The 3,316-nt window shown below is 48.8% G+C and carries 1 rRNA gene; it reads left to right on the top strand.

Annotation, left to right across the window (positions count from 1 at the left end):
* Positions 1–414: 414 nt before the first annotated feature.
* A 23S ribosomal RNA gene (locus tag KO501_RS04640) occupies positions 415–3,290 on the top strand.
* Positions 3,291–3,316: the final 26 nt, after the last annotated feature.

Below are 3,316 nucleotides of genomic sequence, written 5' to 3' on the forward strand. Positions count from 1 at the left end.
CGAAAGTTGGTCAACATTGGATTCGAATCCTAATGAATAACTACTGTTACAGTGCTTATTGATTAGGGTTTTTTACTCTAAACCTGTTCTTTAACAATTTGGAAAGCTGATATTAGTAATCAATCAAATTGAGTAACTGAGAATATCGAAATGATGTTCTTTCACGCTACTCTATCTGACAAACGGCGCAGCGTAAGCTGCAAAGTAAATTGATTAGACAGTCATGCATACAACAGAGATAACATCTCACCTGACTTCGGATAAAAAGGCGAAGGTTAGGCGCATTGAAGTCCATCCTTTTGGCGTGTCGCACGCTTTGGATAACAATGTAATGGTTGTAGAAGCTTATCTTTCATGTGGTAAGTAGATACAACGACGTTTGAGTAATCAAGCGGAAGCTATTTAGGGTTGTATGGTTAAGTGACTAAGCGTATACGGTGGATGCCTTGGCAGTAAGAGGCGATGAAGGACGTGTAAGTCTGCGAAAAGCGGTGACGAGCTGACAAAACGCATTTGAGTCATCGATGTCCGAATGGGGAAACCCACCCGCTTGCGGGTATCATTAACTGAATACATAGGTTAATGAGGCAAACCCGGGGAACTGAAACATCTAAGTACCCGGAGGAAAAGAAATCAACCGAGATTCCCTTAGTAGCGGCGAGCGAAAGGGGAGCAGCCGATGTTTATTGCAATAGTGGAATATTCTGGAAAGTTTAACGGTACAGGGTGATAGTCCCGTACACGAAGTTGCAATAGGCACATATTAAGTAGGTCGGGACACGTGTTATCTTGACTGAAGATGGGGGGACCATCCTCCAAGGCTAAATACTCCTTACTGACCGATAGTGAACCAGTACCGTGAGGGAAAGGCGAAAAGAACCCCTGTGAGGGGAGTGAAATAGAACCTGAAACCGTATACGTACAAGCAGTGGGAGCCTCATTTATGGGGTGACTGCGTACCTTTTGTATAATGGGTCAGCGACTTATATTTAGTAGCAAGGTTAAGCGAATAGCGGAGCCGTAGCGAAAGCGAGTGTTAACTGCGCGTTTAGTTGCTAGGTATAGACCCGAAACCCGGTGATCTAGCCATGGGCAGGTTGAAGGTTGAGTAACATCAACTGGAGGACCGAACTCACACCTGTTGAAAAAGGTGGAGATGACTTGTGGCTGGGGGTGAAAGGCCAATCAAACCGGGAGATAGCTGGTTCTCCCCGAAATCTATTTAGGTAGAGCCTCGGACGAATTCCATGGGGGGTAGAGCACTGTTAAGGCTAGGGGGTCATCCCGACTTACCAACCCTTTGCAAACTCCGAATACCCATGAGAACTATCCGGGAGACACACGGCGGGTGCTAACGTCCGTCGTGAAGAGGGAAACAACCCAGACCGCCAGCTAAGGTCCCAAAATATTGCTAAGTGGGAAACGATGTGGGAAGGCTAAGACAGCTAGGAGGTTGGCTTAGAAGCAGCCACCCTTTAAAGAAAGCGTAATAGCTCACTAGTCGAGTCGGCCTGCGCGGAAGATGTAACGGGGCTAAGCAATATACCGAAGCTGCGGCAGCATAGTTTACTATGCTGGGTAGGGGAGCGTTGTGTAAGTGGCTGAAGGTGAACTGTGAAGTTTGCTGGACATATCACAAGTGCGAATGCTGACATGAGTAACGATAATGGGGGTGAAAAACCCCCACGCCGGAAGACCAAGGTTTCCTGTCCCATGCTAATCAGGGCAGGGTAAGTCGGCCCCTAAGGCGAGGCAGAAATGCGTAGTCGATGGGAAACGGATTAATATTTCCGTACTTATATAATCAGTGATGGAGGGACGGAGAAGGCTAAGCAAGCTTGGTGTTGGTTATCCAAGTGAAAGTGCGTAGACCGAGAACTTAGGTAAATCCGGGTTCTTAAAGTTGAGACACGAGACGAGCCACTAAGGTGGTGAAGTTGTTGATGCCCTGCTTCCAGGAAAAGCTTCTAAACTTATGATTATGTGAACCGTACCCCAAACCGACACAGGTGGTCAGGTAGAGAATACTAAGGCGCTTGAGAGAACTCGGGTGAAGGAACTCGGCAAAATAGTACCGTAACTTCGGGAGAAGGTACGCCCCTGTTTGTGAAGGCTTTACGCTGTAAGCAGATGGGGGTCGCAGTGACCAGGTGGCTGGGACTGTTTATTAAAAACACAGCACTGTGCTAAATCGTAAGATGACGTATACGGTGTGACACCTGCCCGGTGCCGGAAGGTTAATTGATGGGGTTAGCTTAGGCGAAGCTCTTGATCGAAGCCCCGGTAAACGGCGGCCGTAACTATAACGGTCCTAAGGTAGCGAAATTCCTTGTCGGGTAAGTTCCGACCTGCACGAATGGTGTAACCATGGCCACGCTGTCTCCACCCGAGACTCAGTGAAATTGAAATCGCAGTGAAGATGCTGTGTACCCGCACCTAGACGGAAAGACCCCGTGAACCTTTACTACAGCTTGGCACTGAACATTGAACCTACATGTGTAGGATAGGTGGGAGGCTTTGAAGTGTGAACGCTAGTTTGCATGGAGCCGTCCTTGAAATACCACCCTTGTATGTTTGATGTTCTAACATAGGTCCCTTATCGGGATTGTGGACAGTGTCTGGTGGGTAGTTTGACTGGGGCGGTCTCCTCCCAAATAGTAACGGAGGAGCACGAAGGTTAGCTAATCACGGTCGGACATCGTGAGGTTAGTGCAATGGCATAAGCTAGCTTAACTGCGAGACAGACACGTCGAGCAGGTACGAAAGTAGGTCATAGTGATCCGGTGGTTCTGTATGGAAGGGCCATCGCTCAACGGATAAAAGGTACTCCGGGGATAACAGGCTGATACCGCCCAAGAGTTCATATCGACGGCGGTGTTTGGCACCTCGATGTCGGCTCATCACATCCTGGGGCTGAAGTCGGTCCCAAGGGTATGGCTGTTCGCCATTTAAAGTGGTACGCGAGCTGGGTTTAGAACGTCGTGAGACAGTTCGGTCCCTATCTGGTGTGGGCGTTGGATGATTGAGGGGAGCTGCTCCTAGTACGAGAGGACCGGAGTGGACGAACCGCTGGTGTTCGGGTTGTTTTGCCAAAGGCATTGCCCGGTAGCCAAGTTCGGAATCGATAACCGCTGAAAGCATCTAAGCGGGAAGCGAGCCCCGAGATGAGTCATCCCTGAGGTTTAACCTCTCTGAAGGGTTGTTGTAGACTACAACGTTGATAGGCAGGATGTGGAAGCGTTGCAAGGCGTTAAGCTAACCTGTACTAATTGCCCGTGAGGCTTAACCATACAACGCCTAAGTAGCTTTATACTTA

The sequence above is a fragment of the Alteromonas sp. C1M14 genome (genome assembly GCF_018860965.1).
Classification (GTDB): Bacteria; Pseudomonadota; Gammaproteobacteria; order Enterobacterales; family Alteromonadaceae; genus Alteromonas.